Source organism: Hungatella sp. SL.1.14, assembly GCF_024460495.1.
In the GTDB taxonomy this organism is placed as follows: domain Bacteria; phylum Bacillota; class Clostridia; order Lachnospirales; family Lachnospiraceae; genus Hungatella; species Hungatella hathewayi.
On sequence record NZ_JANFYJ010000019.1, the window covers coordinates 82,846 to 106,589 of the forward strand.

The 23,744-nt window shown below is 48.1% G+C and carries 27 protein-coding genes and 2 pseudogenes; 20 read left to right on the plus strand and 9 right to left on the minus strand.

The window, feature by feature from the left end:
• Positions 1-49: 49 nt before the first annotated feature.
• Together asnB and NE473_RS19675 are read right to left on the minus strand one after the other, a co-directional pair.
• Positions 50-1,900, minus strand: coding sequence for an asparagine synthase (glutamine-hydrolyzing) (gene asnB / locus NE473_RS19670; protein WP_055651408.1), 1,851 nt, complete (start codon positions 1,898-1,900; stop codon positions 50-52).
• 47 nt (positions 1,901-1,947) lie between these two features.
• Positions 1,948-3,318: a citrate transporter gene (locus tag NE473_RS19675; RefSeq protein ID WP_256265367.1), complete on the minus strand. Its 1,371-nt coding sequence runs from the start codon at positions 3,316-3,318 to the stop codon at positions 1,948-1,950.
• Between the two features lie 129 nt (positions 3,319-3,447).
• On the opposite strand from NE473_RS19675, the gene NE473_RS19680 reads away from it, so the two are divergent.
• Positions 3,448-5,304: an ATP-dependent nuclease gene (locus NE473_RS19680; protein WP_022030188.1), complete on the plus strand. Its 1,857-nt coding sequence runs from the start codon at positions 3,448-3,450 to the stop codon at positions 5,302-5,304.
• Positions 5,305-5,414: 110 nt separating this feature from the next.
• On the opposite strand, the gene NE473_RS19685 is transcribed toward NE473_RS19680, so the two are convergent.
• Complete coding sequence (locus NE473_RS19685; protein WP_055651409.1) at positions 5,415-6,215, minus strand: MerR family transcriptional regulator; 801 nt, start codon at positions 6,213-6,215, stop codon at positions 5,415-5,417.
• A 193-nt stretch (positions 6,216-6,408) separates the two neighbouring features.
• Between NE473_RS19685 and NE473_RS19690 the strand changes: the two genes are divergently transcribed.
• Positions 6,409-6,777, plus strand: a complete 369-nt coding sequence (locus NE473_RS19690) for a helix-turn-helix transcriptional regulator (RefSeq protein ID WP_243145785.1) — start codon at positions 6,409-6,411, stop codon at positions 6,775-6,777.
• Positions 6,777-7,373 (plus strand): uracil-DNA glycosylase family protein, encoded by a 597-nt coding sequence (locus tag NE473_RS19695; RefSeq protein ID WP_039893925.1) that lies wholly within the window; start codon positions 6,777-6,779, stop codon positions 7,371-7,373. The genes NE473_RS19690 and NE473_RS19695 overlap by 1 nt, the downstream gene beginning before the upstream one ends.
• Positions 7,374-7,515: 142 nt before the next feature.
• On the opposite strand, the gene NE473_RS19700 is transcribed toward NE473_RS19695, so the two are convergent.
• Both NE473_RS19700 and NE473_RS19705 read right to left on the minus strand, forming a co-directional pair.
• Positions 7,516-8,085, minus strand: a complete 570-nt coding sequence (locus tag NE473_RS19700) for a GNAT family N-acetyltransferase (protein WP_055651410.1) — start codon at positions 8,083-8,085, stop codon at positions 7,516-7,518.
• Between the two features lie 12 nt (positions 8,086-8,097).
• Positions 8,098-8,574 (minus strand): SAM-dependent methyltransferase, encoded by a 477-nt coding sequence (locus NE473_RS19705; protein ID WP_055651411.1) that lies wholly within the window; start codon positions 8,572-8,574, stop codon positions 8,098-8,100.
• Positions 8,575-8,935: 361 nt separating this feature from the next.
• On the opposite strand from NE473_RS19705, the gene NE473_RS19710 reads away from it, so the two are divergent.
• The 4 genes from NE473_RS19710 to NE473_RS19725 all read left to right on the plus strand — a co-directional run bounded on the left by NE473_RS19710 (position 8,936) and on the right by NE473_RS19725 (position 11,054).
• Positions 8,936-9,472, plus strand: a complete 537-nt coding sequence (locus NE473_RS19710; protein ID WP_022030193.1) for an ECF transporter S component — start codon at positions 8,936-8,938, stop codon at positions 9,470-9,472.
• Positions 9,473-9,499: 27 nt separating this feature from the next.
• Positions 9,500-9,910 carry a hypothetical protein gene (locus tag NE473_RS19715; protein ID WP_055651412.1) on the plus strand — a complete coding sequence of 137 codons (411 nt, stop codon included), beginning with the start codon at positions 9,500-9,502 and terminating at the stop codon, positions 9,908-9,910.
• A 146-nt stretch (positions 9,911-10,056) separates the two neighbouring features.
• Positions 10,057-10,506 carry a peptide deformylase gene (gene def / locus NE473_RS19720; protein ID WP_022030196.1) on the plus strand — a complete coding sequence of 150 codons (450 nt, stop codon included), beginning with the start codon at positions 10,057-10,059 and terminating at the stop codon, positions 10,504-10,506.
• 71 nt (positions 10,507-10,577) lie between these two features.
• The gene (locus NE473_RS19725; protein ID WP_055651413.1) at positions 10,578-11,054 is read left to right on the plus strand and encodes an LURP-one-related/scramblase family protein; all 477 of its coding nucleotides are present in this window, start codon (positions 10,578-10,580) and stop codon (positions 11,052-11,054) included.
• A 14-nt stretch (positions 11,055-11,068) separates the two neighbouring features.
• Here the strand turns inward: NE473_RS19725 and NE473_RS19730 are convergent, their stop codons facing one another.
• Positions 11,069-12,028: a pentapeptide repeat-containing protein gene (locus NE473_RS19730; protein ID WP_055651414.1), complete on the minus strand. Its 960-nt coding sequence runs from the start codon at positions 12,026-12,028 to the stop codon at positions 11,069-11,071.
• A gap of 159 nt (positions 12,029-12,187) precedes the next feature.
• On the opposite strand from NE473_RS19730, the gene NE473_RS19735 reads away from it, so the two are divergent.
• Entirely contained in the window at positions 12,188-12,775 is a 588-nt protein-coding gene (locus NE473_RS19735) for a TetR/AcrR family transcriptional regulator (protein WP_055651415.1), read from the plus strand.
• Positions 12,772-13,320, plus strand: a complete 549-nt coding sequence (locus NE473_RS19740) for a CDP-alcohol phosphatidyltransferase family protein (protein WP_055651416.1) — start codon at positions 12,772-12,774, stop codon at positions 13,318-13,320. The genes NE473_RS19735 and NE473_RS19740 overlap by 4 nt, the downstream gene beginning before the upstream one ends.
• 8 nt (positions 13,321-13,328) lie before the next feature.
• Here the strand turns inward: NE473_RS19740 and NE473_RS19745 are convergent, their stop codons facing one another.
• The 3 genes and pseudogenes from NE473_RS19745 to NE473_RS19760 all read right to left on the minus strand — a co-directional run bounded on the left by NE473_RS19745 (position 13,329) and on the right by NE473_RS19760 (position 16,574).
• Positions 13,329-14,678, minus strand: coding sequence for an MATE family efflux transporter (locus NE473_RS19745; protein WP_055651417.1), 1,350 nt, complete (start codon positions 14,676-14,678; stop codon positions 13,329-13,331).
• 153 nt (positions 14,679-14,831) lie between these two features.
• Positions 14,832-16,165: pseudogene (locus NE473_RS19750) on the minus strand (hypothetical protein).
• Between the two features lie 145 nt (positions 16,166-16,310).
• The gene (locus NE473_RS19760; RefSeq protein ID WP_039893280.1) at positions 16,311-16,574 is read right to left on the minus strand and encodes a CD3324 family protein; all 264 of its coding nucleotides are present in this window, start codon (positions 16,572-16,574) and stop codon (positions 16,311-16,313) included.
• Positions 16,575-17,170: 596 nt separating this feature from the next.
• On the opposite strand from NE473_RS19760, the gene NE473_RS19765 reads away from it, so the two are divergent.
• From NE473_RS19765 to NE473_RS19815, 11 genes and pseudogenes are all read left to right on the plus strand, one after another.
• Entirely contained in the window at positions 17,171-17,350 is a 180-nt protein-coding gene (locus NE473_RS19765; protein ID WP_006775322.1) for a hypothetical protein, read from the plus strand.
• A gap of 387 nt (positions 17,351-17,737) precedes the next feature.
• Entirely contained in the window at positions 17,738-17,875 is a 138-nt protein-coding gene (locus NE473_RS19770) for a hypothetical protein (protein ID WP_006777598.1), read from the plus strand.
• A gap of 5 nt (positions 17,876-17,880) precedes the next feature.
• Positions 17,881-18,510: a hypothetical protein gene (locus NE473_RS19775; RefSeq protein ID WP_242866213.1), complete on the plus strand. Its 630-nt coding sequence runs from the start codon at positions 17,881-17,883 to the stop codon at positions 18,508-18,510.
• Between the two features lie 95 nt (positions 18,511-18,605).
• Positions 18,606-18,959: a DUF6017 domain-containing protein gene (locus tag NE473_RS19780; protein ID WP_242866214.1), complete on the plus strand. Its 354-nt coding sequence runs from the start codon at positions 18,606-18,608 to the stop codon at positions 18,957-18,959.
• Positions 18,960-18,996: 37 nt separating this feature from the next.
• Positions 18,997-19,167: pseudogene (locus NE473_RS19785) on the plus strand (helix-turn-helix transcriptional regulator); the annotation flags it as partial.
• Positions 19,168-19,194: 27 nt separating this feature from the next.
• Positions 19,195-19,620: a DUF6075 family protein gene (locus NE473_RS19790; protein ID WP_006777229.1), complete on the plus strand. Its 426-nt coding sequence runs from the start codon at positions 19,195-19,197 to the stop codon at positions 19,618-19,620.
• A gap of 14 nt (positions 19,621-19,634) precedes the next feature.
• A complete protein-coding gene (locus tag NE473_RS19795; RefSeq protein ID WP_006777228.1) occupies positions 19,635-19,838 on the plus strand; it encodes a hypothetical protein in 204 nt (67 codons plus the stop codon).
• A gap of 22 nt (positions 19,839-19,860) precedes the next feature.
• The gene (locus tag NE473_RS19800) at positions 19,861-20,787 is read left to right on the plus strand and encodes a ParM/StbA family protein (RefSeq protein ID WP_055651436.1); all 927 of its coding nucleotides are present in this window, start codon (positions 19,861-19,863) and stop codon (positions 20,785-20,787) included.
• Positions 20,788-20,798: 11 nt separating this feature from the next.
• Positions 20,799-21,248 (plus strand): hypothetical protein, encoded by a 450-nt coding sequence (locus NE473_RS19805; RefSeq protein ID WP_006776986.1) that lies wholly within the window; start codon positions 20,799-20,801, stop codon positions 21,246-21,248.
• 179 nt (positions 21,249-21,427) lie between these two features.
• Entirely contained in the window at positions 21,428-22,159 is a 732-nt protein-coding gene (locus NE473_RS19810) for a GNAT family N-acetyltransferase (protein WP_006776984.1), read from the plus strand.
• A gap of 485 nt (positions 22,160-22,644) precedes the next feature.
• On the plus strand, positions 22,645-22,878 hold the full coding sequence (locus tag NE473_RS19815; RefSeq protein WP_242664021.1) for a hypothetical protein: 234 nt from the start codon (positions 22,645-22,647) through the stop codon (positions 22,876-22,878).
• Positions 22,879-23,744 lie beyond the last annotated feature (866 nt).

Here is a 23,744-nt window from a genome sequence, read left to right on the forward strand (position 1 = left end):
GAAAATATTCATGGTAATTATTAAATGTCTATAAAATTTTTCTGACAGGTCAGAGCAGCGTGATTTTGTAGGTCTTCATCCAGTAATCGATCTGCAGCACATAGGCCAGCATCTGCGGACCGGCCATCAGCTGGCCGTACCACGGTTTTCCGTAATCGGAGGGACTTTTAAGAAATGTTTCCAGTTTTTTTATGTCCAGAAACTGCATGACAGGCGAGGAAGCATCGTTCATGATTTCGCGGACACGGCTGGTGAGCAGCTTCTCATAATTCGTGTCGTAGGTCTTCGGGTAGGGCGATTTTCTGCGGAACAGGATATCATCAGGCAGAAGGCCTTTCCCGGACTGGCGCAGAAGATTTTTGACGAGACCGTCCTTTGTCTTCATATCCCAGGGAACATTCCAGACGTATTCAATGATCCGGTGGTCTGCAAAGGGCACTCTGGCCTCCAGACCGGAGTACATACTGGCGCGGTCCATGCGGTTTAAAAGTGTCTGCATGAACCAGCGCAGATTTAAGTAGGAAATTTCACGGCGCCGTGCCTCTGTGGGCGAATCTTCGGACAGGGTGGGAGTCTCCGATACGGACCGTTCATACGTTTCCTTTACATAGGCATCCATCTGCAGATAATCGAGAAAATCATCTTTCAGTAGTATTTTTCTTGCTTCCAGATCCATAGTCCACGGGAAGGTGTGGGCCCGGAAGCATTCCTCTTTATGAAACCAGGGATAGCCGCCGAATATTTCATCGGCACATTCCCCGGTCAGTGCCACCTTGTTGTGTTCCTTGACCAGTGAGCAGAAATGCAGCATGGAGGAATCGATGTCTCCCATGGCAGGCAGATCGTGGGCCAGCACAGAATCGCAGAGGCGGTCGGCCTGATCGGTGTTGCCGCATTCCAGATAGTGGTGGTCGGAATCGAGAAACTTCTGCATCCGGTCCACAAACGGACGGTCCTGAGAGGGCTGAAAGGAATTGGCCTTAAAATACTTATCGTTGTCTGTAAAATCAAAGGAAAAGGTAGTCAGTCTTTTGCCCTGTTTTTTAAGCTCTGCCGCGCAGACGGCGGAAACCAGGCTGGAATCCACTCCACCGGAGAGAAACGTGCAGATGGGTACATCGGAGACCATCTGACGCTTTATGGAGTCCTGAACGAGAAAAGATGTCTTTTCAATCGTCTCTTCGTAGCTGTCCTCATGGGGCTGGCTGACTAATTTCCAGTAGCAGTGGGAGGAAATGCCATCCGGAGAACAGATGAGAAAATGGCCGGGCAGAACTTCCTCCATACCGGCAAATACTCCGCAGCCGTATGTTCTGGCTGGACCGATGGAGAATACTTCGTTCAGTCCCTTCCGGTCCAGCTCCGGACGGATGCCGGGAACGGCCAGAATCCCTTTTATTTCTGACGCAAACAGAATCTCGTCTCCCCGTACCATATAAAAGAGCGGCTTGACACCTGACCGGTCGCGGAACAGAATGACGCGGTCGTGGAAGGCGTCGTAACAGGCAAATGCAAAGATGCCGTTCAGCCGCTTGACGAAATCAGGGCCGTATTCGATGCAGCCGGTAAGAATTACCTCGGTGTCGCTGGTGGTGGAGAAGGAGTGTCCCAGGGCCTGCAGCTCCTTTCTCAGCTCCTCCGTGTTATAAAGCTCGCCGTTATAGGCAATGGAAAATGTACGGCCGCCGACCTCCTTTTCCATGGGCTGGTGGCCGGTTACCAGGTCTATGATTGACAGGCGGGCGTGGGAGAGGCCGGCATGTCTGTTCAAAAAGACGCCGGAATCATCGGGACCGCGATGCCTCTGCACCGCGGCCATGTCTTTTAATATATCCCGGTAACGGGCTTCTTCGTTCAGGTAGTTGCGATGCGGGTGATAAAAGCCTGCAATTCCACACATGGCAGATTCCTCCATTTTTAAATTTGTGATGTTGGTAACAGGTTCGGCTACAGAAGAAAGCAGCCGGTTATAAATGCAAAAAGAAAGCCGATTAAGACTGGCGGAAGATTTTTGCGGGCCAGATCCAAGGGGCTGACGTTGCAGATAGCGGCTACGGGGATGAGCCCCCAGGGGACGATGGTACCGCCGCCTACAAAGATGGCGGTGATCTGTCCGAGAGAAGCCAGCACGGGGACCGAGGCTCCGACCGCGGTTCCGAAGGTGTGAGCCAGGGCGCCTGTCAAGGGGAGACCGGAGAAGCCGGAGCCATCCAGGCCGGTCAGACTACCAACCGCCATCTGGATGAACGCGGCCATATACTTGTTTAACGGCGCGTTGTGAGCCAGCCAGACGGCCCAGTCGTTCATGATACCGCTCTGATACTGGCTGCCCATAATGGTGGTGATACCATTTCCGCCAAGGAAGAAGAATGCACCGATGATGATGACAGGAGCAAAAATTTTTATGGCAAAGAGAAAGCCGTCTGTCACATAGTCAGTCACCTTCTCCAGCGACTTTCTTCCAAATCCGGCGACAGCGCCGATGCACATGACGAGTACGGCGGTGCCGGAGACCATGCTGGTGGCGTCTCCTCCTTTTAAGTCAAAGGCCAGCATCAGAAGAATATCGGCGAGAAATGCCGCGGGAGTAAGAATTGCGACAGCAATGGCTGCTTTCGTTCTTGTGTTCCTCTCCTCCGGCAGCGCCTCCGCACAGACGCCATCTCCGGCTGCCATACTCTTACGGTTTAAAAGATATGCGGCCGTTACGGTGGCAATACCCATGACCCAGAAAACAGGACGGCCCTGCGTGAGAATATTGGATGTGGAGATTCCGGCGGCGCCGGCGGAGACGGCAGGAGCCCCCTGGATGACGAAATCATAGCTTAAAGCGATTCCGTGGCCGAAGAGATTCATGGCCATGGCGGCAGCAAGCGGTTTTAGACCGGCTTTCACTGCGCATGGAAGCATAATGGCGCCGACTAAGGCCACGGAAGGGGACGGCCAGAGGAAGAGTGAGAAGAGCAGCATGGTGATTCCCAGAATCCACCATGTGACGGAAGGCGTCTTCATGATTTTCGACATGGGAACCATCATCAGGTAATCGCTGCCTAAGTCTTTTAAGCATTTGGACAGAGCGGTTACCAGGGCTATGGTGGCGATGACTTCCATGAATTCTCTGGCAGCGAAGAGAATAGAATTAAATACGGTCATGATGCCGCCCGTGACGGAGCCTAGACCGATGACGCCCAGAAGAAATAAAAACGCGATACAGACGGCAGGGGTATCTTTTCGAAGGATCATGACTGCGAGGATTACGAGAACGCCAATGAGATAAACATAGTGCAGGGGGGTAAGCACTACGGCAGAATCGAACATAAGAACCACTCCTGAATTTAGAATATAATCCATAGTATGAAGCGCGGGAAGGGCCAGTGCAGATTTTTTCAGCCGAAGCTTGAAATTTGCGGCGGCTTCTCCTATACTTAAACCGAAAGGGGAACGCATATGCAGATCACATCGGTTCACATCAGGAATTTTAAAGCCATCCGTGAGATGGAGATTCATGGTATCGAAAATGCCCTGATTCTGGTAGGAAAGAACAATACGGGAAAGACCTCGGTGCTGGATGCCATCCGCGCGGTGGCCGGCTCCTATCAGATCCGGGAAAGCGACTTCAACGAGCGAAAACAGAATATTGAGATATCCATCACCCTGAATTTTACAGAGGATGACCTTCATATGTTTCACCGCGCAGGGATTGTGAGCCAGTACAAGCGGTATGACGCCTGGTACAGGGATTTCTGTGCAAAACTGCCGTCCTGCGAGGATGAGACCCTGTCCTTTACCTTTGTGGTAAACTGGAAGGGGGAGTCCCGCCTGTACGATGGATATAAGAAGAACAACCGGTATATCCAGGAGGTATTTCCCAGGATTTATTATATTGATACCGAGCGGCAGCTGAAGCAGTTTCAGGATGATCTCTTTATGTTCCAGGAGGATGAGCAGCTCATCAGACTCCGCGCCCACGTCTGCATGTTTGACGCCGCAAAGGAGTGCAACCAGTGCTTTCAGTGCATCGGCCTGATCAATCAGAAAAAGCCGGAAGATTTAAAGCTTTACGAGACATCGAAGCTTCTGGAATATAAGATGTACCAGCTGAATTTGAAAGATTTTACGGAGAAGGTCAACGCCAATTACCGGAAAAACGGCGGCTTCGAGGAAATCAAGTTCACCTTAAACTGCAACCCGGATGAGATGTTTCATGTGACGGCTGAGACGTATCACGAGGAACACGGGAGACTGAATCCCATCGGGAATCTGAGCGGAGGCATGAAGAGCATTTATATGCTGTCGCTGCTTCAGACGTATACGGACGATGAGAAGCGGATTCCCAGCGTGATCATTGTGGAAGACCCGGAGATATTTCTCCATCCCCATTTACAGAAGATATCCAGCGAGATACTGTATCAGCTGTCGAAGAAGAACCAGGTAATCTTTACCACGCATTCCCCCAATATGCTGTTTAACTTTACCAGCCGTCAGATCCGCCAGGTGGTGCTGGACGAGGAGGACTATTCCGTGGTACGCAGACATACGGATATCGATGCGATTTTAGACGATCTCGGATATGGGGCCAGCGATTTCCTGAATGTAAGCTTTGTTTTTATTGTGGAGGGAAAGCAGGATAAGAGCCGTCTGCCCCTTCTGCTGGAAAAGTATTATTCGGAAATCCACGATGCAAACGGTAATCTGTCCCGGATTTCGATTATAACGACGAACAGCTGTACCAATATCAAGACTTACGCCAACTTAAAATATATGAATCAGGTCTATCTGCGGGATCAGTTTCTGATGATCCGCGACGGAGACGGAAAGAATCCGGAGGAGCTGGCGGGCCAGCTGTGCCGGTATTATGACGAGCGGAGCCTGGAGGATGTCGACAAGCTGCCGAAGGTCACAAGGAGGAATGTGCTGATTCTTAAGTATTATTCCTTTGAAAATTATTTCTTAAATCCTGAGATTATGGCAGAGCTTGGAATCGTGAAGAGTGAGGAGGCGTTCTATGAGACGCTCTTTTCCAAATGGCAGGAGTATTTATACCGCCTGCAGTCGGGCCGCCATCTGACGGAGGTGCTGGGTGGCACCATCTCTTCTGTGGAGGAACTGAAAGCCCATATGGAAGAGTTCAAGATCTATATGAGAGGTCATAACCTGTATGACATTTTTTATGGGCCGTATAAGAAACAGGAGACGGAGATTCTGAGAAAGTATATAGAACTGGCGCCGAGAGAGGATTTTAAGGATATTTTGGAGGCCATCGACCGGTTTGTCTATTTTGACAGCAGGAAGGTGGACATTTAAGGCACGAGGCCTGGTCATTATGGTAATCAGCCTCTGGACAGAAGAAAGCGGTCCGGAAAATATAACAGGATTTTCCGGACCGCTTTTTTGAAATTAAAAATGGAAACGGATTATGCCTTTACTACCGGAAACAGGATCGCTGTCTCCAGTTCTTCTGCGGAAGAGACCATAGTTTCATCCTTTAGATACCGCTCAATGCTGATTCCGGTGAGCTGATATTCCGGATGTTCTTCCAGATATTGACAGATCGCCTGATACCCGGTGTGGATCTCCTCCAGCGGCCCCTGATGGATCGTGGTGACAGAGAGGGAGTCCGGCAGAAGCTTCGTGTCCGGATGAGCTTCCGCTACCTGGAGCTGAGCTTCCACCTCCATCATGTCTTCGTTGAATTCGCTCCCCATATAGACCAGCTGACAGGGGCCCGTGCGGTGCAGGCCGCGTTCCTTTGCCTGTGCCATGAGGTCAGAGATGAGTCCGTGTATATCCCGGGCCCTGATGGCGATGGTGCGTTTTACGGAGAAGACGCGCTGCTCCGGTGTGTTCATGACAATGATATGATAGTTCCGATTCATGGTTATGCCCTCCTTAAAATGGGAGATATCCCGTTCCATACAGGTGAGCGTCTCCGTCAGGCTGGCCGCCTGTTCTTTTACCCGCTCGTACTGGAGCAGAATCTGGATATTTAACTCTGCCTCCGTAAGCGTCAGCAGCCGTTTGATTTCGGCCAGCGAGAAGCCGTATCGCTTCAGCTTCCCGATTCGCTGAAATGTGGGGATCTGGCTGCTGTCATAGTAGCGGTAACCGTTCTGCTCATCCGTGGCGGCCGGATGCAGCAGTCCGATGTGGTCGTAATGGCGCAGCATCCTTGCGGAGATGCAGCAGAATTTTGAAAATTCTCCAATGGTAAACATAGGAACCTCCCAAAGTGAAATTGTGTTGTATTGATATAGTGTTGTCAGGTACAGAACCGGTTCTGAGAAGATTGTACACCTTCCCACTGTGATAAGGTCAAGGGAAATTTTTTCTTAATTCGCGTTGTAAGATTACTATGATTGACATAGCGTGTCAGGTTTTGTCTGATACAATGAAAACGAGGTGATAGCAGTGACAGAGAGCCGGCTGTTCCGGTTCTCGCGGATCAAGGAGATTGTGCTGACAGGGATCCAGTTTGACCGGACCCCGGAAGGAACGGAGCCGGATCTGACACGATGGGAGAATGAGAAGGAGCCTGTCTCCGTGGTTCTGCGTTTCCCGGAGGAAGCGGCCTCCAGAGTGTATGATGTGTTCGATGACCGGGCGGTTACGAAGTGTGGCGGGGAGCTTACTGTCCGGGCGGTTATACCGGACAATGAGTGGCTGTACGGCTTTCTGATGTCCTTTGGAGATAAAGTGACTGTGCTGAGTCCGCTTTCTTTAAAGCGGGCGGTGGAAAAGAGACTGAAGTCTGCACTGCAGCATTATGAGGAGAAATGATGAATATCAGAGAAGAACTGGAAAAAAGAAATGGTAATCATGAAGCATTTGTATTTCAGGATGTGGAGGTGAAGCCCGAGAGGATTCGGGCAGTTTTGATTAATGAGGTGGTGCCCTCAAATCCGGCGGATGACTTTTACGGCGGTGACGGGGCGGCCTATCTATCGACGGCGATTCCGCTGTTCCAGAAGGCCGGAGCACAGGCAGACAGTGCGGGAGAACTGCTTGAGCAGGGCATTTACCTTACGAACGCAGTGAAAATGCCGAAGACGGCCCCGGCCATTGAGAGAAGCAGCATTGAAAAAAGTCTGCCGTATCTGGAGTGGGAGCTGTCTCTCTTTCCCCATGTGAAAGTGATCATGCTGATGGGGGATGTGGCGAAAAAAGCCTTTAACATGATAAGTAAAAAGGCCATTGGGAAACATGTGATTCCGCCGGTGTCCACCTATAAGATACGGAAGAGTGAATTCTGGTATCAGGGTATACGCATTATGCCTTCCTACATTATGACCGGGCAGAATATTTTAATTGAAAAATCGAAGGCCGAAATGGCTGCTGAAGATATCTCTGTCATGCTTTCCATAATCAAAGAATAAAATAGGCCTGCATCATACCGCACCGCGGAGTTGAAACGCGGAGGTATGACGCAGGCATTGTTTGTTTGACAGGAAAACCCGTACTGTTCATTGGTTCAATCCACGCCCCGTCGCGCGAGTCCGGTAATCTGTTTAGATCGCGTTACGCCTGACTTTCGTGTTCCGGGAGAAGGTCTGTTTTCAGCAGACCGTATAAATAGTAGTCGCACCAGGAAGAGACCATTTTTCCCTGTCGGATGCAGCCCTCCCGTGTGAAGCCGGCCTTTTCCAGCGTTTTGCAGGAGGCAGTGTTTCTCACGTCCACATCGGTCCAGAGCCTCTGAAGTTCCGTGTGTGTGAAGCAGAAATCCACCACGCTTTTCAGGGTTTCCGTCATGAGGCCATTTCCCTGACAGGCAGGCGAGAGGCGGTAGGAGACCTTGGACATCCGGTCGTTTTCGATTAAGTAGACCCAGAATTCCCCAATTACCTTATTGTCTTTCTTGTTCGCGATGCCCCAGTGGAAGCTTTTCGTTGGTCTCCTATTGGCGGCTGTGAAAAGCAGTTCCGGGTTTAAATCGTGTCTGCCGGGCCGCTTTCCCCAATAGAGGTACAGGCCGGGATCGCTCATCCACTCCCGCAAATCGTCAGTATCCTCCGGCTTAAGTTCCCTTAAAATCAGCCGTTCTGTTTCAAGAACCGGTTTTTTTGTCAGATAGTCCTTTAAACTCATGGCCGCCTCCTCTCAGAATGTAAATACGCCAGACCAGTCGAAATCAGCCGATTCCTCCAGGCTTTTTGGCCAGGAAGCGCACCATTCGGGCACACCGGGCTGTGCCACCCGGTCGAGGCTGGGAGTATAGGGCTTCAAGTCGATGACCGGTGTGTTGTCACGTGCGTCGATATGGCTGAGTCTGATGATGCCGGCCGCCGGATCGATTCGAAGAATCTGCGCCGTTGAGAGCGCGACAGGGTTAGGGCGTTCCGGGGAGCGGGTGGCAAAGGTGCCCAGCGTCTCCGGCGAATTGCGGTAGGGAGAGGTGACCTTGAGCACACCGCGGGAAGCTTCATTGTCACAGGCGTCGAACCACCAGAAGATCTGAATATGGCTGAAGCCATCCAGTCCCTCCAGGGCGGAACGATAAGGCTTTTCCAATAAAATGAGTGGCATTTCATTCTGAAATACAACTTTGCCGACAGGCCTTACTATGAGATTGTTCATGCTTTTTTGTCCTTTTTCGTTTTATTACGGCGCCGTTATCTTAATTGTAGCAAGTGTTTTTTATACTTCAACCCCCTTTTTTAAAATTATAAAATTCGCAGAATAAAGAAAAAATCTTCCAGTGCTGCTGCCGTTTGATGGGCTGCGAACTGTAACAACTCAGGACAAAAGTACCTCAAAACACCGAATGAGGTCTTTCACGAATTTTATGTTTATGATACAATAAAACAGAGATAGAGCAGGCGTGCAGCTGGAACATAAAACTGGCATTGCTGAAAAGTTAAAAACTGGATATTTAAAACAGTCCATTTTCGGTTTATAGTAAGTGCATTATCATTGAAAACCGGAAGGGAGACTTTGTATGAAAACGAACAATAATACCAGAAAAATGGTGATGACGGCGCTGTTTATGGCGCTGGTATGTACAGCGACGATGGTGATCCGGATTCCGACACCGGGTACGAACGGATATATCCATCCGGGAGATGCGCTGGTGATTCTTTCGGGAATCTTTCTTGGACCGGTCCAGGGGCTCCTGGCCGCAGGAATCGGTTCCGCGCTGGCGGATTTCCTGGGCGGATATCTGCTGTACGTGCCGGCCACCTTTCTGATTAAGGGACTGACCGCTTTTTGCTGCGGCCTTGTATTTCAGAGACTTTCGGCGACGGCCGGAAAACGGACCGCCGGTGTGGTGATCGGAGGGCTGACTGACATGGTGTTTGTAGCCTGCGGGTACTGGCTCTATGAAACCTGTTATTATGGAATGGCAGCAGCCCTGGCCAGCGTGCCGTCGAATTTGATTCAGGGCCTTGGAGGCCTTGTTCTGGCCGTCATTCTCTATCCAGTCCTGGCTGTGTGCCGACGCCAGATGGAGCAGGAGGAAAAGCGGCTGGAATAACGCGGAGAAATTCCGGGAGGTTTTTTTGTGGCAATTGCAAAGAAGCATAAAAGATCGTTAATCTATGGGGACAGCACCTATTACTGGTGGGTAAAGCGGGATGATGATTATGACAGACCCGTACTGCATATCGCATCGGAGGACAAAGGGCTGATTGTGCTCTATCCCACGGAACAGCACGGGGAGCGGCGGTATCTGGTATCCATCGGAAGAGTATTTAAGAACAGAACGACGAGCGGCTGCTGGCAGCGGTACCGGATTCCGAAACTGGACGCCGGGAGGGAGCCGGACGCAGGCCAGGATACAGAGAAAGCCGACGAGCCGTTTATGGAAGCTTTTCCTGTTACACCTGGATTTGTGGCCAGCCTTTTGGGCTGGTGCCTCGACGAGGGGGAGGCAGAGAGTGTGACATGGAACGGAAGAGATATCTGGCTGTAGGGAGGAACGGTATATGGCAGTAATTCTATCGCTGCAGGGCTGTATGGCCGTGGGAAAAACCACGGCCGTTCAGTATGTAAGGGAGCGTCGTCCTGAAATGGACAGACACCGCAGCGAATAAAATATAAAAGCAGGAGAGTGGAATCATGGCAGTATTAAACATGCGTTACGACGGAGACGAGATACTGAGAAAGAAATGCAAAGAAGTGAAAGAAGTGGATGACCGGATCCGAGAAATCCTTAACGATATGACAGATACGCTTCATGCGACACCTAACGGAGCAGCAATCGCAGCGAACCAGGTAGGAATTTTAAAACGCCTTGTCGTCATCGATATGGGAACTGGGCTCATGAAGCTGGTAAATCCAGTGATTGTGGAACAGACAGGGGAACAGGACTGCATCGAAGGCTGCTTAAGCTTTCCGGAGAAATACGGAAGGACCATTCGGCCCCAGACCGTAATCGTGAAGGCGCTGGATGAAAATGGAGAAGAGGTCACTCTGACCGGAATCGATGAGATGGCCAAATGTTTCTGCCACGAGCTGGATCATTTAGACGGAGTCTGTTTCGTCGATAAGGTGACGGAGTGGCTGTGACCCGTGCCAAGTCAAAAAGCGCCGCAGGCAGCGGCCAAACCGCTGAGTGCTCATAACAGGGAGGAACGATCATGCAATTACTATTTAAACAGCGGCTGTTTTCCTGGTTTGACAGTTACGACATCTATGACGAGGCTGGAAATACCGTCTATACGGTAAAAGGAAAATTAAGCTGGGGCCATTTGCTGGAAATCTATGACCGTTTTGATAATCATATCGGAACCGTACAGGAGAGAGTGCTCACCTTTCTGCCTAAGTTCCTGATGTACATAAACGGACAGGAGATCGGAGAAATCCGCAAGGAACTGACCTTTTTAAAGCCCAAATTCACACTGGACTGCAACGGCTGGACGGTGGACGGAGACTGGCTGGAATGGGACTATCGTGTAAAAGACAGCTCAGGCAGTCTGATCATGACAGCCAGTAAGGAATTTCTCCGCTTTACAGACACGTACGTTCTCGATATTGTAAGGGAAGAGGATGCGCTCCTCTGTCTGATGATCGTACTTGCCATTGACGCGGCGAACTGTTCCGGCGGGCAGGACTGAACTGTTCCGGCTGATCAGGCAGAGTTCCAGTGATCAGGCATCTTTAACCAGGAAGGCAGACGGGTATCCCGGCTGCCTTTTGCGGCATTTATCTGCATCTGTGTGAGGAAGAAAGCATCCCTTAAATCGGTGCCTCTAAGATCGGCATCCCGCAGATCGGTTCCCAGAAAGCATGTTCCGAAGAGACGGCATCCCTTCAAGTCGGCGGCAATGAGAAAGGAAGAGGAAAAGTCCATGGCGCTTAAGTCTTCACCCTGAAAATGATATCCCAGATAGCGCAGGGGCCCGGCGCCGTTCGTTTCGGGAGTTTTTCGGGAACAGGCGGAGTGACTGCGGGCAGACTGCGGAGCGCGTCCTTTTTTCGAAGGCATCGTCTGAGAGGCCGCATAATCAAGCGTCAGGCTTATCGTCTCCTTTAACAGACCATTGGCTGCAGTGATGGTATCGCGGATCCCATCTTCCGTCAGGGTTTGCCGGGATCCGCCTGCCAGCTTCTCCAGACCGGTGATCGCAGCGTGGATACGGGGGCTCAATGCGGCTGCCGGGCGCAGCAGTGCGGCTTCTTCCAGATACCACATTGCCTCGTGCAGCTTCAATTCAATGAGGAAGACACGAAACATTTCCTCCGGGTCAGGAAGCTGACGCCAGCTCTTCCCTTGAAACACGATTTCTGTGACCGTCTGCCCCGCCCCGAAGCAGTCGTAATTGATGCAGCCCTTCAGTCGGCGTCCGGACAGAGAACTGTGAATCCTGCAGGAGAAATCTTCGCATAATTGGAGGCAGGGAATCCCGGCTTCCTTATCGCCGGGGAATCCCTCCTCTTTGGAAAAATAGAGCGCTGTGCAGCACAGGCCGCAGCAGCGGGAACAGTCCGCGGCCAGTCGTTTTCGCCCATGGGATATGAGGGCCGGCATCAAGTCTTCCTCGCCGGTTACCGCGTGCCGGTGCGGGATACTCTCGTGGATTGGTTCCATGTCATTCAACCTCCTGTACTTGTAACTGAACGTATTCCATAGTATAATGCGGGTATCTGACAGCGTCAAGGTCCTGCGGGCAAGTGCTACATCAGGGGGGCCGGTGTGCCACTATAAAATTAATCCGGTAAGAAGGATCAGAGAAACGGGGGTGTAGAGATGAAAGAGACGAATAATCCGGTCGTTTGGCAGTCCCGGACGTGGCTGATGGATGCGTTTACGGCTCTGATGGAAGAAAAGAAGTTCGAAGAGATCACGGTAGTGGAGCTATGCAGACGGGCGGATTTGTCAAGGCGGACATTTTATAGAAATTATTCCTCGAAGGAAGACCTGTTTCGAAGCTGCTGTGAGCGCCTCTGCCGGGAGTATGTCCGGTATCTGGAAAGGGATACCGCCTATTTTGCGGCGCACATCACAGAGGTGTATTTTTCGTTCTGGAAAGAGCATAAGACATTTCTGCGGTCTGTATGCAGGGATGATAAGATCTGCTGTCTCATCGAGGTCTCCAACACATTCTGGCCCGAAATTTACAGCCGGCTGCAGTCGTACTGGAACGAAACCATGAGCGGAGAAGAGCTGGAGTACTGTCTGTTTTTTAACATGGGAGGCTTATGGAATATTATGATGAAATGGCTTTACGAAGAACCGGAGAGAAGCCCCGGTGAAATGGAGTGTATGATCCGAAGGGCTTTACATAATTTACTGGCTGGCACCGAAAAATCGCCGGATAGGAGTGATGCAAAATGAAAAAAATTACCAGGAAGGAACTGTTATCCATTCCAAATCTCATGGGATACTTCCGGCTTCTGATGATCCCGGTCTTCGTATCTCTCTATCTCCATGCGGAGACGGACCGCGGCTATTACATCGCGGCGGCCGTCATGGGAATCTCGTCCATCACGGACATGTTTGACGGACTGGTTGCCCGGAAATTCAATATGATCACGGAATTCGGCAAATTTCTGGACCCGTTTGCCGATAAGATGACGCACGGGGCCATTCTCTTATGCCTGTGGACACGCTATCCGTATATGGCAGTTCTGGTGATACTCTTTGTGGTCAAGGAAGGCTTCATGGCGGTTATGGGCCTGGTGAAGCTGAGAGAGGGCAAAAAGCTTGACGGCGCCATGTGGTTTGGAAAAGTGTGTACGGCGCTGCTGTTTGTCGTCATGTTTGTTCTCATTCTCGTGCCCCATATCCCGGTCGCGGCGGCGAATGCACTGATCGCTGTCTGCGCCGTAGTCATGGTCGCGACGCTCATCCTGTACATACCCGTGTTCCGAAACATGTGACAGAGTTCCTACTGCTCAAAGCCGTGTACCCAGTTACCCTTCAGGAAATAGCGGAGAAAGACGACTGAACTCAGGAACCAGGTCAGCGGATAAGCCCAGAATACCACACGGATATCCGGAATAAAGTGAACGGTTACAGTGATGTACGTCACCCGGATGATGCACCAGCAGACCATCATAACCAGCATGGGAACCGTGGATTTTCCGGCGCCGCGGAGAATCCCCGCGATACAGTGGGAAAATGCCAGAAGAAAATAGAACAGGGTCACGGTGCGGGCCTGGGCCGTTCCATTTATGATAACCTGTGGATCATTGTTAAAGGCGGAAATGAGCAGCGGAGAAAAGGCATAGATGAAAATGCCGACCAGTTCCGCGGTGATGATGGAGCAGAGAATGCCGAAGCCGGCCCCCTTTTTCGCACGCTCATACTGTCCGGCGCCGAGATTCTGGCTTACGAACGTGGTCAGGGCCATGGCAAAGCAGGTGATCGGCAAAAATCCGAAGCCTTCGATCTTCGAATAGGCGCCGCATCCAGCCATCGCCATTTTCCCGAAACGGTTGATATTGGACTGGACCACCACGTTAGCCAGAGAAATAACGGAGTTCTGGAAACCGGCCGGGAGACCGTTTGCGATGATCTGCCGCAGGAGCGCGGTGTCAAACCGGATTTTCTTTAGGCAGACCCGGTACTCCGCCGGACTTCTCATGAGCCGGCGCAGACAGAGAAACGCGCTGACAAACTGGGAGACAATGGTGGCAAGTGCCGCGGCTTCCACTCCAAAGTGAAAGATTCCCACCAGCACAAGATCCAGCACGATGTTGATGAGAGACGATATAATCAGATAGACCAGCGGGTGTTGGCTGTCCCCCACGGACTGCAGGATGCCGACAAATACGTTGTACATGACGAAAGACAGAGAGCCTGCAAAATACGTACGGAAATAGGCGGTAGATTCCGGAAGTACATCGGCCGGAGTTCCCATCCAGACCAGAATAATCGGCGCCAGCACCACGCCGATTACGGTCAGCACCGCCCCTGCGGTAAGTCCGAAGGCAATGGTAGTGTGAACGGCCTTCTGAACGTCATCGTGCCGTCCGGCGCCGTAATACCGCGCGATGACCACACCGGCTCCGATTGCGATGCCATTAAAGAAACCTACCAAAAGGAAGATTAAGTTGCCGGAAGAGCTGACGGCGGCAAGGGCATTGCTCCCCAGAAAATTGCCGACAATCAGGGAATCGGCTGTATTGTAAAGCTGTTGAAAAAGGTTCCCGAGAAATAAGGGAACAGCAAATGCGATAATTTTTTTCCAGATGGACCCCTCTGTCATCAGGGTCGAAGACGTGCTTTTTTCCATAGTTAATCTGCTCCGTAGTCATTGATCAAAGTTTTGTAACAGTAGTGCGCAGGGGCACCATCCTTTATTCTACTACAGAAACAGCGGGAATGGAATCAGTTTTTTGCGTGCGGAAAAGATTCGGTATCGGGAGAGTAAACCGCCTTTCCGTTTTTAACCACAATCCGCACGGAGCTTCCTCCAGTTCTGAACCACTTTCTCAACAAGCTGCCCGGCCGTATCACGGTTAAAGGGCATGACCCGGCCGTGGTATGGAAAATACACGAGATTCGACCAGAGTACCTCATAACCGCCTTTCTCATATTCTCCGGCTGTCGGTAAGTAGCTGTTGCATCCGTTGGTATAGCCGTTTAAAAAGAGCAGCGGCGTTCCGGCCGCCTCCATGGCGTCAATGGAAATCCTGCACATGGCTTCATTGGCTATCCCGCACAGACAGCCGTCATTGAGGGAGAAGTACTGTATCTCCACTTCTGAAAACTGTTGTGAAACGCCCTCACCGTTAAGGCGTTTCACTTCCCTGAGCCAGTCGGTTCCATCGATGCCGGCTTCCTTAAGCGCTTCACCGGCAATCCGCTCCGCCTGCGTCAGAGAGGGAACATCCGCTGTAAAATGGCTGAAAACCGACTTCATGGTCAGATGGGTGACTGGTTTTGCTGTCATTGCGGGAAGAATGGCTGACACTGCCTGACAGATAGAGTCCGCCGTCTGTTCCAGGGCATTTTTGCTCTGAACCCGGTATCGTTTCTGATATTCTTCTGAAAATCCCTTTTCTGCCGCCTCGAAGCTGTGGATCTCCAGATATTCTGTGTTTTCCTGATGAAACCGGGGCCGTACGTCTCCGGAGGCGCCCTGCATCATCATGATTTTGCAGCCGAAGCGCGCCTCCAGCCGCTCTCTTGTAATGCCAAAGTAGTCGGCTGATATGAGATAGTTGTCGCTGGAGAGAATGTTGGCATGGGCAGTGACCCGCAGCAGCAGTACCCTGGGAGATCCGTTTTCCGGTGTGGTCACAGACAGGATCCCAAGCCGGTTGTCGAAGTCTGCAGAATCCGTTCTGCGGTTCAGCCCCACACTGTTTTCTCCGATACCCATGAAGCAAAGGCCGGGGACAGGCCCTTCAGCGCATCTTTTACAGCATTCTGGGCCATGCGGCATACGAAATCAAAGTATTCCGGTTCCTCTGCGGCGTTCGGGGCGGAATGTGTATGGGAAAATGCAGCCATAACGTGATCGGCTCCCGTATGAAGCAGGTCCGCAATGAGGCCTCGCAAGACACTGGATAATTGGACCGTAAAACCGAGGCTGTCCAGGGTGATCAGGCAGGCGGTTTCTCCCCTGTATTTCCATACCATTGTCTGGAGCTTCAAGGGATCACGGACGCCCCTTGAGTGATTGTCCGGACGGAAAAATCCGACCAGTTCAACAGCAGTTTCCGGTGTGATATCGGCTTCCCCGTATCCCATCTGTGCAATATCGTAAGTGTTCATCTGAAACAACCTCTTTTCTTTCTGGCTTTTTCTTACTGGCCTTTGCTTTAAGCATACCCGAAACCCTGTGAAATCTCAATCTACCAGTCGCTTCTGTACTGTTTTGTATAAAAAAGAAGGACTGTTTTCCGCAGTCCTTCCATAACTATTTTTGATAGATGATTTTCCGTATGGCATGTATAGAGAGGCAGTACTGGTCCGCCAGGGTCTCCATGGACACTCCATTCTGCCAGGCATCAAGAATATCCCGGTTGCGTTTCCTCAGTTCCTCCCGGCCTCCGTTCCGTTCGCCCCAGGCCCTGTGCTGGCCCTCTCTGGCCGGAACATAGAGATATCCGGACTGAACGTAATTTTGCAGCTCTTCCACCAGCGAGGCGGGAAGAACCGCGGCCGCATTGATATATTTCATAGTGCTTCACTCCCTGTTTTGGTATTGGCAGGCAGCAAAGCCGTACTTGATCAGCGACTGCAGCTACTCCATGCAAAGGTCACTGATTCTGCCGGCTTTGCATGGAGCGATACATCGTTGTTTTTCTTTTTATTTCTGCACATCATTCTCATCCTTATCAAAAAGCTTCTGTGATTTGTACCGGAATACGCCTGTTAGGGCCGTTTTAAGGTATGCGCTCAGCTTTGGAGATGTGTTGCTGAGCAGTTACCAGTATATCATTTTAGAAAGGGATATACAAGCGGTGTATGCATCTTATGAACATGGAATTTGGAGTGAAAGAACTGTCTGGCAAAACACAGACGTGAAGAAAATGCGCTTTCTGTCTTTTCATTTAAAACGTTTTCCTGTATAATAAATGTTACAGTTGTAATAATATATGGTTTCATGACATGAGATACTTTCGGTTCGCCGCCTGCGTGGTGGCGTGGATTGAGTGAAATACAGAACCCAAGTGGATATCGCTGCCAAATCTGGTGGTGCGGGCTGAAAGGTCGTTAAATTCGACTTTCAGCGTTACTTCTATATATTTTTAGAAGAAAAAGGAGGAAAGTTTTATGTCGAAGGCTGAAGCTGCCAGAAAATTATATGAGGAATGTAAAGATATGGATATAGACGAAACCATGGAACTGGTTTTAAATGCAGAGACAGAAGAAGAGCAGGATTTTTTTTCTATGCTAAGTGATTTTATTTTGCAGAGAAAGCAAAAGAAAGTAATAGCCCAAAAGAGGTTCTAAATGAAAAAATACATTTTGTATGCCGGCGTTAATGGGGCAGGTGACCGTGTTATAATAAGACCAAGTTAGCAAGGAACCCAATGAAATCAAGGGTTTGCGGCTGCTTAGGTCTTAATTTATTATACCACAATCGAACTGCTTTTTCATGAAAATCCAGTGTCGTTTTCCAAAGAGTGGGATATTTTTTAGGATCAAGGCCGCAACCGAGTGGTTTGGGACCTGCTTATACTTAGTCCTATTCCAAATATCCTTTTCTTTTACTTCGTCTGAAGTAAAGCTCTCTTTCGGGAGAACAGCGCTGTTAAAAATAAATGAATATAGAGGACTAAGTGAAGCAACTTTGTTAGCTGATCTTAGTCCTCTTATGCGTTTTAGGAGGAAAAGGGTATGCAGATAGTATTTATTGGTATTGGTTTTTTGATTACTTTGTCAGCGGTTGTAAGTATTGCCCTGGCTGTAACGGCAAAGAAATCTGACGAAAGATTACGTGCCATCTGTACCTCTCTTGAAGAGAAGGGCAGGTGAATGGGATGCGGGAATATACAACAGGAAATTCGATTGTAGATGCAAGCGCGGAAATCAGCATTACGGGTAATATTACACCGCAGACATGGTATAAAACGATTGTAAAGGAAACAGGCAAACCGCATTTAACCGCTATTGTCATACTCGCGGATATTGTTTACTGGTATCGCCCAACTGAATTGAGGGACGAAAGTACCGGGCAGATTATAGCCATACGTAAGAAATTTAAGGCGGATCTACTCCAGCGAAGTTATCAGCAAATAGCGGAGCAGTTTGGTTTAAGCAAAAAGGAAGCTACAAATGCCATCATTTTTCTGGAAAAATTAGGCGTGATAAAAAGAGTTTTTAGGACGATCAATCTGAATGGACTTGTTGTAAATAATGTACTGTACATTGAATTGATCGTTGAAAGACTGAAAGAATTAACATATCCACGCTGTTATGATCCCCCTATCCCTTTTATGGGAGACAGGGGTGAAGACATTAAAGAGGAAATCATTGAAGAACAGTGCTTTGCTGAGAAAAATAGCGAGATGGTAGTCTTTGGAGAGGGGGCTGTCCCCAAAAAAGGGAGAGGGTGTCCCCCAGAAAAGAGATACCTGCCACGCCGAAAAATAGCAGGTGCCACTTTGTAGAAGGTACAGCACTATCTGTCAACAGGCAGACAAATACAGATATTACCACAGATATTTCAACTACAGATTATACCATCCAATCATATCAGGACACATTGCAGGCATTTCAAGAGAAGATTGGATATGATGCGATATGTATTGATCGTCCATTTGATGTGGACCGTCTGGATGAAATTGTGGGAATTGCGGTTGACGTACTGACAACAACGAAAGATACAGTACGGATTAATCAGGAAGAAAAGCCGACGGCCATTGTTAAATCCGTGTTCTGGAAATTGGATATGTTTAGAATACAGTTTATTTTAAATAGCCTGACAGAGACGAAAACAAAAATCAGGAATATGCGGGCAGTATTGCTAACAGCCTTATATAATTCAGCATTCACATTAAGTAATTCCGTTATGAATCAAGTGGTGATGAATGGTGACATCTCCCCTGAACATGTATGAGTAAAGGGGGTGATGAACAGTAACCAGGGTTAGACAATTACGCATAGCGAAGGATTTGACACAGTGGGAATTAGCGGACAAGCTGGGTATCAGCCTCCGTACATATCAGAGAATCGAATACGGGCAGCAAAAGCCGTCCTACAGAGTCATTTTAATCTTGCAAAAGATATTTAACGAGAATATTGAATCTATCCTGCAGGAATTATAACTGCCAAATAAGAAGTGGAGGAAATGTATGTTTGATATTAACAAATTGGAAGTAATGGACATAGTATTTGCCGATGAAGCACATGAGCGCTTCTTTCGTGAGAAGGTGCGGGAACTTCCAAATTCGCGCAGGGACAATGAAGAGATTGCTATGATATATACTCTTGGCATCTGTGACAAGACAAGAGCTGCTTTTTCAAAAATTGTGGACCAGAAAACATTACAGGTGAATCCCTTGGTTTTATTCGCCGGGTGGCAGACCTCCGCTTCGGAAAAAGTGACACGGCTGGCGATAAACCTCTATACCGGATTTGCACAGGAAGTGAAACGGGACAATTCGGAAGAAGGGTATTACATAGGGGTAGACAGTTCGGTTTATGCGGTTGGAGAAATTTTTGACTGCCCATATGCAAAATATTTTCTTGAAGCCGTTAAACTGCGTTATGACATATAAAAGAGGTAGAAGCGATGAAAATGTATAAGATTGACCAAATCATTGAGTTATTACGGTTAGGAAAAGAATCAGAAGATGACTATGTAGGATTTGAGAACAATGAAAAGGGAAACCTAGTTATTACATTAAAGCAACATGCCCCAGATTGGGAAGATGAAGAGGGATTCGGAGAAGCGGTTGAAGAGGTTGAACTTTTGGAACATGCTGGAGAATATTAAACATAAGGAGGAAACAGTCATAATGGATAGAGAAATACTTGGAATCGACCACGGCAATAGGCAAATGAAAACAGCGAATACGGCATTTTTGTCTACAGTGACGCAAAACAAGGTGAAAACCAGTAATTTAAGCCAGATTTTAGAATTTAAGGGGAAGTATTACTCAATCGGTGGCAGTAGGGAAGATGTGGATACAAAAGTCGATAAGACGGTGGACGATGATTACTATATTCTCACATTGGCGTCACTTGCCGCTGAATTGAAAGCCAGAGGTAAGAATCAGGCGGCTGTCAGGCTGGCTACAGGATTACCGCCTCGGTGGTATGAATCACAAATGAAGGCGTTCAGGAAGTATTTGGGCAGGGAGCGGGAACTGTGTTTTCGTTATCAGGGGGAGGAGTTCAATGTCTATCTGGAAGGTGTTAGCGTATATATGCAGGGATTTGCCGCGATCACAGATATCTTGGCAGAGACACAGGGAAAGTCCTGTCTTCTGGTAGATATTGGAGGTGGGACCGTTGACGGGGTTCCGATTGAGAACATGCGGCCCAGTGGAGCACAGCCTATTATAGATAATAATGGCACAATAAAATGTATATCCAATGTAAATGAGGTATTAATGGCTGAGTTTGGAGAGAAGGCCAAACCATATATCATTGAAACGATTATGCGGACAGGTACTTATGCAGGCGACGAAATGTATCTTCGTGTAATCCGCAGGGAATTGAACAAATATACGGAATACATTTATAACCTGATCAAGAAGCATGGATACAATCTGCATTTGGAAAAAATAATCTTTATGGGTGGAGGAGCCTCAATCATGCAGAATTTTGGCGATAACGAGGGTAAGGATGTGATCTGCATTCCAGATATACACGCAAATGCAAGAGGATATGAAGAAACCTTAAAAAGCATATGGAAGGCCAGGCAGAACATGGCCGGTTAAGGAGGCCATAAATGGACGACAAATATGTTACAACGCTTCGGCTTTATAAAAATAACCCGGCGCATTTCCAGGCACTAACCTGTCTGGAAGCGTACAACCGGGAGCTGTTCGCTTCTCAAAATGACTTTATTGCCGAGGCGGTAATCCACTATTCAGAGTATCTGAAACAGAAAACAGAATATGAGAAGCTGGAACGTACCTTATCAAATATACGAGAGAAGGAGGATTACTTTCGTGAACTGACAAAACGAGCCTTGGAAGACGTGCTGGGATCAATGCAGATAACTACCATTCCGGCAGTGGCTGAAAGCGATATGAAAACTAAAGAGGAACAGGAAACCAATAGTGAGAGTGAGCGGCCGGCAGAGATGACGGATCAGGCGACGGAAAAAGATTTTAATTTGCTTGATTTCTATAGTTCATTCACTGGATTTGAAGACGAAGGAGAAGATAGAATATGACGATATTGTGTGCTATAATAAAATTTATAGGAAAATTGTTGCTTGGAATTGCTTATGCGTTATTAAAAATTGCATCATTTAGTGTCAAAGTGATAGGCTGCATGTTTTTGTTTGTATTTCATATTTTCATGCTTTTAGTAGACGGAACCCGATTCTAAAAACTCAAGGAGAATACGATCATGGCTATTTGTGAGATTTGTGGCGGAGAAATGCTGGAACGTGTGGGTTGTAAAATAGGGATATGTGATTGTAACGGGAAAAGTTATCCGCGTATCAGGTTTGGGGCAGAGAAAAGGTTTGAGGATGTGTTTGGTGAAGAGGATAGCTGTCCGGATTGTTTAGCACCATTTGGGAGTTTTCACCATTTTGGCTGTGATATTGAAGAGTGTCCAGTATGTGGGGAGGCAATCTATGGTGATTGCAAGTGCGATTTAGTTTTTCCTGATTTAGAAGATTTGGTCATCATTAAAAGGGCTGAACAGGACGATCTGCAGAAAATTCTTAATTTACAGTATTTGGCTTATCAGAGTGAAGCAAAGCTTTTTAATAATCCTGATATTCCACCCTTGAAGCAGTCTCTTACGGATGTTGTCAATGAATACCAGAAAGGTATTGTACTTAAAGCAGAAGACGTAAAAGGCAATATCATTGGTTCGGTTAGGGCTTATTCTGAAAATGGCACAGTCTATATTGGAAAATTGATTGTTCATCCTGAAAGACAAGGAAAAGGGATTGGAACAAAACTTCTTATTAATATTGAGAATGAGTATCCTGGGTGCAGGTATGAACTATTTACAAGCACTAAGAGCGAAAAAAATATTTGTCTTTATGAACGTCTTGGTTACGCGATTTTCAAAGAGAAAGAAATAACAGAGGAATTAAAATTTCTTTATTTAGAGAAACAGAACTAAAAATTACCAGGAAAAAGTAATATGTAAACAGTGAATAATGAGTATCTCTGCAGTAGGCTGATTCGTCAGCCTGCTTTTTTTGTGTGAAGAATTGAAAATTAATGGAGCGGGGTAGTGTAAAGAACATATCTGGATGCTTGACCAGAAGAATGCAGGGCGGTACTGCACTCCGCAATCAAAGGGATAAAATTTCATTTCTAAATTACATAAAGATATCAAATAGGGCAGAGATTTTGAAGGAGGGACAATTTCAATCCCAATAGGGATGACTGCTGTAATGTAAAAATGTTCAGCGAAAGATAAAAAGAAAAATTGGAAATGAAATATCCTTTGGATTATATGCAGGCTGGCAGAAGGGAGGTGGATATGAACAGGATACGTGATGAGCCTTTAACAGATTCCGTATGGACCAGGGGAGGACACGCTGATGTGTAGTAACCTGTTTTGCGCCGATATGGCTATTGAGGCAAAAGGGGGTACTGGATTTGAATAAGACAAGCTTTGAGTATGGAGGATACCATTTCTATCCATTACGTACATTTACCGCAGAAGATGGTGATTTTTATGAATTAACTCGCAAATTGGGACAGGACCGGGAAATCGGACTGACAAAATGTGATGAGACATGGCAAAAATATCCATATGATTATGAAGAATTTTACAAAGCTGCGGGCGGCAAGGTATTTGATATTTTTCTCTGTGAGGAGAATGGCAAGTAATATGTACCATGCGCCTATGAATTGCAGGAATATATCATTAATCCCGTAAAGAATAAAAGCATTAGGTCGGGAAGGTGAGAACTGATATGGTAGTGTATCTAGGTAGGACTGGATAGAAGAAATACTAGGGGATAAAAGACAGGCTGATTTATGGCCTGCTTTATTTTGCGCAAATTTAAAATCAATTAAACCAGGAGGTCAAGGAATGAAAGCGAAAATGAAAGATTATTTAATCAAAAAGGGAATGAAGGTAAAAGCAGCGCTGGAAAACAATAAGGCGGAGGGGTTCGTGGATACGGCCAGTGCGTCCGTAAGGGCGTAACAACTGCACAAAGTTGTTACGAACGCGGACGGTTAGAAAATCTGCTTTAGCAAAGCAGGGATTGAAAAATATCCGGGTTTTATACCCACAATCCTCTTCAACCAACTGATCTGAAAGGGAAACCAGACAGAGAGTGTAGCATGTTGGTAACGTCATAAGTCAGCCGAACTATCACGGTTGCGACTGAATGGCAAGAAGAAAGGCCAGATACGAGGATAAAGGCTTGATTGCTTTATGAATAGTCCGAGGGGTCATAGTCGAGTCCCTGGCACACGATAGTTTAGGTGTCAGGCGGTGTAGGAGCTGTGTAGATAGCTGGCACGGCAGTCCATGATATTTGCACCGCCCATCCATGATAAATGGAAAAGGACGAACGTTCTATCCGACAATCTGGCAGGCTGTGTTTTTAACCGTCTAAACGGAGATTGCCTAAACTGGAAAGCTTCTTTAAGCTATGCGTAATACCGTAAGGTGAGAAATTTCAAGACCTAAAAGCGGGGGAAAGATGACGCTGAATATCCGGCATGGCAACGGAGCCGCCATA

Bases quoted from the DNA above. Each gene is read 5' to 3' on its own strand.
- asnB (WP_055651408.1), bottom strand. From the start codon at position 1,900: ATGTGTGGAATTGCAGGCTTTTATCACCCGCATCGCAACTACCTGAAC.
- NE473_RS19675 (WP_256265367.1), bottom strand. From the start codon at position 3,318: ATGTTCGATTCTGCCGTAGTGCTTACCCCCCTGCACTATGTTTATCTC.
- NE473_RS19680 (WP_022030188.1), top strand. From the start codon at position 3,448: ATGCAGATCACATCGGTTCACATCAGGAATTTTAAAGCCATCCGTGAG.
- NE473_RS19685 (WP_055651409.1), bottom strand. From the start codon at position 6,215: ATGTTTACCATTGGAGAATTTTCAAAATTCTGCTGCATCTCCGCAAGG.
- NE473_RS19695 (WP_039893925.1), top strand. From the start codon at position 6,777: ATGAATATCAGAGAAGAACTGGAAAAAAGAAATGGTAATCATGAAGCA.
- NE473_RS19700 (WP_055651410.1), bottom strand. From the start codon at position 8,085: ATGAGTTTAAAGGACTATCTGACAAAAAAACCGGTTCTTGAAACAGAA.
- NE473_RS19705 (WP_055651411.1), bottom strand. From the start codon at position 8,574: ATGAACAATCTCATAGTAAGGCCTGTCGGCAAAGTTGTATTTCAGAAT.
- NE473_RS19710 (WP_022030193.1), top strand. From the start codon at position 8,936: ATGAAAACGAACAATAATACCAGAAAAATGGTGATGACGGCGCTGTTT.
- def (WP_022030196.1), top strand. From the start codon at position 10,057: ATGGCAGTATTAAACATGCGTTACGACGGAGACGAGATACTGAGAAAG.
- NE473_RS19725 (WP_055651413.1), top strand. From the start codon at position 10,578: ATGCAATTACTATTTAAACAGCGGCTGTTTTCCTGGTTTGACAGTTAC.
- NE473_RS19730 (WP_055651414.1), bottom strand. From the start codon at position 12,028: ATGGAACCAATCCACGAGAGTATCCCGCACCGGCACGCGGTAACCGGC.
- NE473_RS19735 (WP_055651415.1), top strand. From the start codon at position 12,188: ATGAAAGAGACGAATAATCCGGTCGTTTGGCAGTCCCGGACGTGGCTG.
- NE473_RS19740 (WP_055651416.1), top strand. From the start codon at position 12,772: ATGAAAAAAATTACCAGGAAGGAACTGTTATCCATTCCAAATCTCATG.
- NE473_RS19745 (WP_055651417.1), bottom strand. From the start codon at position 14,678: ATGGAAAAAAGCACGTCTTCGACCCTGATGACAGAGGGGTCCATCTGG.
- NE473_RS19760 (WP_039893280.1), bottom strand. From the start codon at position 16,574: ATGAAATATATCAATGCGGCCGCGGTTCTTCCCGCCTCGCTGGTGGAA.
- NE473_RS19765 (WP_006775322.1), top strand. From the start codon at position 17,171: ATGTCGAAGGCTGAAGCTGCCAGAAAATTATATGAGGAATGTAAAGAT.
- NE473_RS19770 (WP_006777598.1), top strand. From the start codon at position 17,738: ATGCAGATAGTATTTATTGGTATTGGTTTTTTGATTACTTTGTCAGCG.
- NE473_RS19775 (WP_242866213.1), top strand. From the start codon at position 17,881: ATGCGGGAATATACAACAGGAAATTCGATTGTAGATGCAAGCGCGGAA.
- NE473_RS19790 (WP_006777229.1), top strand. From the start codon at position 19,195: ATGTTTGATATTAACAAATTGGAAGTAATGGACATAGTATTTGCCGAT.
- NE473_RS19795 (WP_006777228.1), top strand. From the start codon at position 19,635: ATGAAAATGTATAAGATTGACCAAATCATTGAGTTATTACGGTTAGGA.
- NE473_RS19800 (WP_055651436.1), top strand. From the start codon at position 19,861: ATGGATAGAGAAATACTTGGAATCGACCACGGCAATAGGCAAATGAAA.
- NE473_RS19805 (WP_006776986.1), top strand. From the start codon at position 20,799: ATGGACGACAAATATGTTACAACGCTTCGGCTTTATAAAAATAACCCG.
- NE473_RS19810 (WP_006776984.1), top strand. From the start codon at position 21,428: ATGGCTATTTGTGAGATTTGTGGCGGAGAAATGCTGGAACGTGTGGGT.